The sequence below is a fragment of the Caballeronia sp. M23-90 genome, from assembly GCF_053574605.1.
This window is the reverse complement of sequence record NZ_JBSIPA010000004.1, coordinates 44,963-51,059: the sequence shown is the minus strand read 5'-3', so window position 1 is coordinate 51,059 and position 6,097 is coordinate 44,963. Positions and strand designations below refer to the sequence as shown.

Sequence of the window (6,097 nt, the reverse complement as noted above, 5' to 3'; positions counted from 1 at the left end):
CGCAAAGCAGCCAGGTTCCGTCTGGTCCCCGTACGGCTCGCATAGCCCACCATAGGCGGCCGATGCATCGCGATGCGTTCTTCACACTCGCCATCGTCGGCCGAGCCATCAACTCCATAGTACTCAGCGTACGCCATGTGATTTTGCGACCAACCCGCCTTTTCACCACGTGCGTAAGGCCCAAGCCACTGCGAAATAGAGTGTTCGGTGGTCACGGCAGTGACAGTCCCCGCGGAACATCCTTGCCCGCTCCGTCAAGAATGCGATCTGCGTCTGCAGACCTACGAGCCAGCTCGGCGATCGCCTTCAGCGCGACTTCCGCCTGCGCCTGAGGGTCGTTGTCTGCGATTGCATCTCGGTCCACGAGACCTAAGCTGATCAGCGTGTTGAGCACGTCATCGGTGAAATCACTGCACGAGTAAGCCATTGTTGCTCCAAAAATGATGCGGAGCAGCCCGAGCGGGCTGCGAACCCGCTGGGTAAAATAGGTGTACGGCTGATTTATTGAACGCTATACCGCTGACCTCTTGCTGTTACGTCGTTCCAGTTCGAGAGATACGCACGCACAATGTCTGGCCGACCGCGAAGCACAATCACGTTTTCCGAGTTGTACAAAGCTGCCTGCTGACTGTAGTTATACGAGCCTGTCTGAATTACCGCGCTGTCCACAGCTAGAAATTTGCTGTGCTGCAAGGGGTATGCGCTCACCACCGTGACGGGAATGCCGGCGTTGACCAGCGCTCCAAGCGCAGCACGCGCCTTCCCACTGCGATCCTCCTGAATGTTGTTTCGATAGTCGACCGTGACGGCCACATCGACCCCTCGCCGTTTAGCCGCGATAAGTGCTCGAACCACGGGCGCTGCCGTAAACGAATAGGCAAGTAACCGAATTGATTGCCGCGCACTTTGAATCGTTGAAAGGACAAGTGCCTCGCCACCGCCATCGGGAGAAAACGCGACCTGCACGTCCGCATCGCCCGCGAACGCAGAAGCCGGAAAGACCGCACAGGCTGCAAGCGCGATAGCAACGCAGAACGAACGAAAACTCTTCATATAGACTCCTTTACGTGGAAGGTTTACTGCCGAAGCCCCGCGTCCAAACGGATCACGGGGCCTCGGCAGCTTTCAGCAGCGACGTAATCGCGGGATGTTCAATGAATGTGCACGCTCCAGCGTATGTCGAAGCGGTGCCGCCGCGCGTACGTCCGAGTGCGGCGAAACAACAGGTGGATGCGGCGCTTTCGGCGGACCCGAATGCGAGGGACCACTGGATACAGCCAAGAGCAGCATCAAGAGATTTGCCATGATTTCACCAATAAAAAATGGCGCTTCAGTGAGCGCCAGAGGGTTATGCCGTCGATGCGCCGACGGTTAGTTATGCAACGGCAACACGCCGACCGTGAGCCATTGGCCTTGCACCATCACGTCCCGCAGGAGAGAGCCGTTCAAACGGTACTCACGTACACAAGGTGTTTCGGTGGCGGAAGCCTTTTCAGTTGAAAGTGACGGCTCCGGCTTGCGGCCGCCTTCGAGGGATTGCATGCGGGTGCTCCTAAAGGAAGACGAGGAACACCCCTCGCGGGGAAGCTCCCCGCGAGGGTTAAAAATGGATCAGGCTGCAAGCGCCTGGACGTCGATGATCGCGTCAGCCTCCGCGACAAGATCGGGTGTTTGCGAGATGAAGAACTCCCGCTGGTACCCGCCCTGTTGCAACACTTCACGCTTCATGCGCATGAACTGCACTTTTCGTTGCGGATCAAGCGGGCCGTCCGATTCATCGCTAAAGAGGGTTTGGTACGGCTGCCCGGTGTTTTGGGCGAGGTATAACGCAATGCCACGCGTCAAACACTCGTTAATCCATACCTTCTGGCCACCCGACATCACCTCGACCAACTTGGTGCTGTCGTTGTCGGCGTCGTGCACAAGGATTTGAAACCCCTCGCGCATTTCACCGCTGGCCAACGCTCGTTGTGTACGAATCTCGACCGTGAAGCGCCTGCCGTAACAAGCCAACAGCAGCTCGTTCACGGTATGCGTCAGCGCCGGCCCTGCGTCGTCGATCGTCAGAGCAATAACACCATCGTTGCCAAGACCTTTTGCCAGCAGCTTCCAATGTGCAATCTCACTGGAAAGCCGACTAGCTCGGACTTCTGTTGCGACGAACGGGATCAACTCCGTCTTCAGCCTTTCGCATTCAGCCTGCAACGTCGTTTGCGATCGGATGAGAGCTTCGATTCGGGCTTCCAACGCCACAACACCTTCGCGATTAACCGATAGTTGACGGTCGATATCAGCGATTGCAGCAGTCACATCGACTGCACCAAGGCGGGTAACCTCCTCAGTGATCTCCGTCAGCTGCGCCATCAAGCGAGACTTATCAGCCTCGACACGAAGCAGGCGTGCCCGTTCCTCTTCGGCCAAAGCCTTGAGTTCCGTTTGCGCCGCCTCGAGGCCATTGGTTGCAGCCTCCAGCAACGGTTTCTTAGCAGCAAGCTCAGTCGCTCTTTCGAGCTTCTGACGCGCCACGCTAACCGCATCGTTCAGCGCTTTCAGCTCAGCACGCTTTGCAGCAAGCTGCTCGAGCGCCGGCGACAGTTCCACGGCCAACTTCCTCGTTTCCGAATAAGTCGTTCGTAGTTGGGCCACTGAGATCCGCTGAACCTCTGCCTGTACCTTCGCCTCACGTGCCTGCGACAACAGCGGACATCTTGTGTGCATCTCGTGGCCAGCACAGGGAACCGAGTCGACCACCGAAGCTTGCTGCCTGAGGTTTTCAAAATGAGCCGCTTTGGTCGGCCCTTCCTTCTCAAGACCCTGCAACTTGCCCTGCAACTCTGCGTGCTGAACCTGCTTCGCCTGCAGCGCTGCAATATCGATTTGCAAAGGCTCGACTCGAGCGGCCTCCCGGCCGATAAAAAGTTGCGCCTCATCACGCTGCGCTGCAGCTCCAAGAATCGCTTCTCGTTGGGTCAACGTCGCTTGATGGGTCGCGACCGACCGGTTTAGCGCCGACGTGCGTTGCTGCGTACGCGTCTTTGCGGCCGTGTCGTCGTCAGTCAGAGTTTTTAAAGCACCGTTCAACTCGTCCCGTCGCACGCCGAGTTGGCGAAGCCGAGCCTCAATTGCGGCCGACTCACTTTGCTTGACGGCGAGCGTCGCGCGCTGCTGAGTCAGGCTTGTTGTGACGGCCACCGCTTTATCACGGTCCGCGCGGGTAGATCGAAGTGCTTCAAAGTCCCGGTCCGCCAAACGCTGAGCATCCGACACACGTTCACGTTTAAGCACCAAAGCCGAAATCTCAGCGTTGGTGGCGTCGAGCGCACGGCCCAAAATCTTCGCAACCTCGGCAGCTTTCGCTGACAACGCCTTCAGATTCTCGATCCCGAGCAGTTCGGCCAGCAACGTCTTGATTTCCCCCGATCCGTAGGTCGCAAGTGGTCGACGGTTTTGAGCCGAAAATACACTTGTGAAGAACGTTTCGAGTGAGCCATTGATTGCTTCGACGCAGCGGTTATAGGTATCCGCCTTGCCGTCCGAGACGGTGCCATCCGGTAAGGACACCGGGTGCCACGTGCCATCCATCGACCGATAAGCCAGGTAGTACTCGGCCTTGCCAGTCTTTCCGGGCTTCCGAAATGAAAACGAAGACCGATAGCGGATGCCATCGTGTTCCCATTCGAGTTCCTTGAGCGCGGTGGGTGCACAGATATGGTCCCAATACGAGAATGCATCGACCGACATCTTCGACGCATGCGACGGCATGATCGGATACGGATGCAGGTTGTCCATAATCGTCGTTTTCCCGGCCCCGTTGGGTCCGGTCAACGCAATCAGGCCTTCCGGCAACCTTTCCAGATCAAGCGTGAGACTGTCGCGATGCATACCATCTCGCACACCGTAAAACCCTTCCAGCGTAAGTTTCAGTGGGCGCATGGCGGCAACTCCGATGCTTGTTGCGACATTTCAACCCATTGCGCATAGAACCCGTCGTTGTCATCGTCCGGAAACGCGTCATGTACGGTCCCAACGGCGGATACGGCAACAGGTTCTGGCAAGCGAGGCGCGCTTAACGTGCCATCGATTGCGGCGCCAACGAGTTCGCAGACCTTCGCAAACTCGCGTCGGGCGCTAATGAGAAGCTCATCCCAGCCCGAGTGACCGGTCAGGGTGCGAATCTCCATTGCGGACCACTGCGTTGCGTAGCCTTCACGGTACGACCAGAGAAGGTGCTGCAGCTCTACCGTTGGCGTCACAGCGATGTTGCAAATGCCAGGGGCAGTTGCAGACATCACAAGGACTTTTCCGGACTGCGCAATGACAGCGCCGCGGTGTTCGCCGAACGGCTGATGAAAAATCGCCGCAGTGAAGCCGGCGTGGTCGACGAGCGACTTTTGAATTTCGCGCGCGGGACGGTGCTCGGACGCAAAGGTACGAATCCAATCGGATCCGGCAGGATAAAGGCCAAACATGATTGCACTCCGTTAAGGAAGAAAGACGGAGTGCGCCCGTTAGGGATCGCTCCCCGCCAGGGTGAAGAAAAATGAAACTGCTGAGAAAGGGTGTTGCTTACATCGATGCGTCCAGGACGCGGTGAAACCTTGTTTCGATAACCTCGCGGGCTATCGGAACACGGCTCGTGTTCACGAGCGAGAGAGCCGTAATGGCCTCTCTCACTGGATTGGCAGCTCACGCTGCAAAAAGATCATCCTCGAGCCACGAGGCCGGTGACGAAACGATCTGGACGGTTGCGTCCGGAGATTCAATCGTTTCGACAAGCGTCTCGCGTTCATCGCTTGCAGGAGCAGAAAACACCTGACTAGGCTGAGAAGATTCAAGGGAGTCGATACGGGCTAGAATGCTTGCCGCTATCGATTCCGCGTCGTTCGCCTCGAGCAACTGAAACCGCTCGAGCAACGGCGCCGCACCGACCTCCGTCAACTGGCACCACCGCTCGAGCTTTCGCTCGACTGTTGCCTCAAGGCTGATCCCCTGAGCGCGGCTGCGTGTAACCGGAAGAATGCGCGCTTCGACCTTTAGCTCCGATGCCCTGGAAAAAAGCGCCGCGATCGCCTCACGATCAACCGATTGGCGATGCTCCTCATCGACCTGCCAACGAACACGAACAAACTTGTCCGTTGAACTCGCCGCGATCTCGGCAAGCCGGGCCATGTCAGGCGGCCCATCGAAATCAATACAGACCGTCTCCCGCGCGGGGGTTGCGACCAGCTCCGCTCTCGCGTTGCCGGCAGAGACCTCCCACAGCAGATAGCCCTTGTCGCCCTCTTCGCCATAATGGAAGCGCCCGATTGATCCCGGATACGCCACCACCCGCCCTGCACGCTCCCATTGCTGGTGTTTATGAATATGTCCCAGCATGAAAGCATCGCATTCGGCGTCAAACAACGCACCGAGGGAGAACTCGTGATCGAAACCAGCCATCGTGACGCCATGCTCAGTCGTGCAGCCGTTGACCGTGCCATGCGACACACCGACCGTTCGGATACCAGCCGCGCGCAGCTCACGGTTGACCTTGCCGGCTGCCGCGAGATAGTCACTCAGCACGTCGCCAAGCGCAGTCGCCGCATCCTTCGCGCCCACCGCGGCCGCGAGTTGCCCTTTGTTGATCGTGGGCAAACACGTGAACACAACATCCGCGCCGATTTCAAGAACGTCACTCAGCTCGTCGGCGTTAAATACCGGCCCGGCCGACGCGAAGAATTGCCCCTCGAACCAGCTTACTTGCTGCACGCGATCAGCGATGAACACGGGATACCGGTCGCCCATCAACGCAAAGTTCTTCAGCGTCCCAGGTGGCTCGTGAGAGAACGTCCCTTGCAGCATCAAAACCGGCATTGAAAAAGCGAGCCGGTGGATCTGCTGCGCAAGCCGGTTAAGCGATGGCGCATGCGCATCAAGCCGATGGTCCGTCGCGTCGCCTGAAATCACGGCAAAACCTGACTGTCGCTCGATCGCTGTGGATACAGCGAACCCGAAGCAGCGGTCCGCTTCCTCCAGGTTGCCCGGTGCGTAATGCAAGTCAGAAAAATGAGCGATTTTCATGTCGCCTCCTTAAATGAAAAAAGCTGCCTCGGTGTCC

At 57.9% G+C, this 6,097-nt stretch carries 7 protein-coding genes and 1 pseudogene; 1 reads left to right on the top strand and 7 read right to left on the bottom strand.

Annotated elements, in window-relative coordinates:
- From ACRXB1_RS01205 to ACRXB1_RS01180, 6 genes and pseudogenes are all read right to left on the bottom strand, one after another.
- Nucleotides 1-215 (bottom strand): annotated as a pseudogene (locus ACRXB1_RS01205) (hypothetical protein); the annotation flags it as partial.
- A complete protein-coding gene (locus ACRXB1_RS01200) occupies nt 212-427 on the bottom strand; it encodes a hypothetical protein (protein ID WP_449490814.1) in 216 nt (71 codons plus the stop codon). The pseudogene ACRXB1_RS01205 and the gene ACRXB1_RS01200, both read right to left, overlap by 4 nt.
- 74 nt (nt 428-501) lie before the next feature.
- Nucleotides 502-1,053, bottom strand: a complete 552-nt coding sequence (locus ACRXB1_RS01195; protein WP_449490813.1) for a phospholipase D family nuclease — start codon at nt 1,051-1,053, stop codon at nt 502-504.
- Nucleotides 1,054-1,371: 318 nt separating this feature from the next.
- Nucleotides 1,372-1,542, bottom strand: coding sequence for a hypothetical protein (locus tag ACRXB1_RS01190; protein ID WP_449490812.1), 171 nt, complete (start codon nt 1,540-1,542; stop codon nt 1,372-1,374).
- 69 nt (nt 1,543-1,611) lie between these two features.
- A complete protein-coding gene (locus ACRXB1_RS01185) occupies nt 1,612-3,933 on the bottom strand; it encodes an SMC family ATPase (protein ID WP_449490811.1) in 2,322 nt (773 codons plus the stop codon).
- Nucleotides 3,921-4,181: a hypothetical protein gene (locus ACRXB1_RS01180; protein ID WP_449490810.1), complete on the bottom strand. Its 261-nt coding sequence runs from the start codon at nt 4,179-4,181 to the stop codon at nt 3,921-3,923. The genes ACRXB1_RS01185 and ACRXB1_RS01180 overlap by 13 nt, the downstream gene beginning before the upstream one ends.
- A 45-nt stretch (nt 4,182-4,226) precedes the next feature.
- Between ACRXB1_RS01180 and ACRXB1_RS01175 the strand changes: the two genes are divergently transcribed.
- On the top strand, nt 4,227-4,544 hold the full coding sequence (locus tag ACRXB1_RS01175; protein ID WP_449490809.1) for a hypothetical protein: 318 nt from the start codon (nt 4,227-4,229) through the stop codon (nt 4,542-4,544).
- A gap of 142 nt (nt 4,545-4,686) precedes the next feature.
- Here ACRXB1_RS01175 and ACRXB1_RS01170 read toward each other — a convergent pair whose 3' ends face one another.
- On the bottom strand, nt 4,687-6,060 hold the full coding sequence (locus tag ACRXB1_RS01170; protein ID WP_449490808.1) for a metallophosphoesterase family protein: 1,374 nt from the start codon (nt 6,058-6,060) through the stop codon (nt 4,687-4,689).
- Between the last annotated feature and the right edge of the window lie 37 nt (nt 6,061-6,097).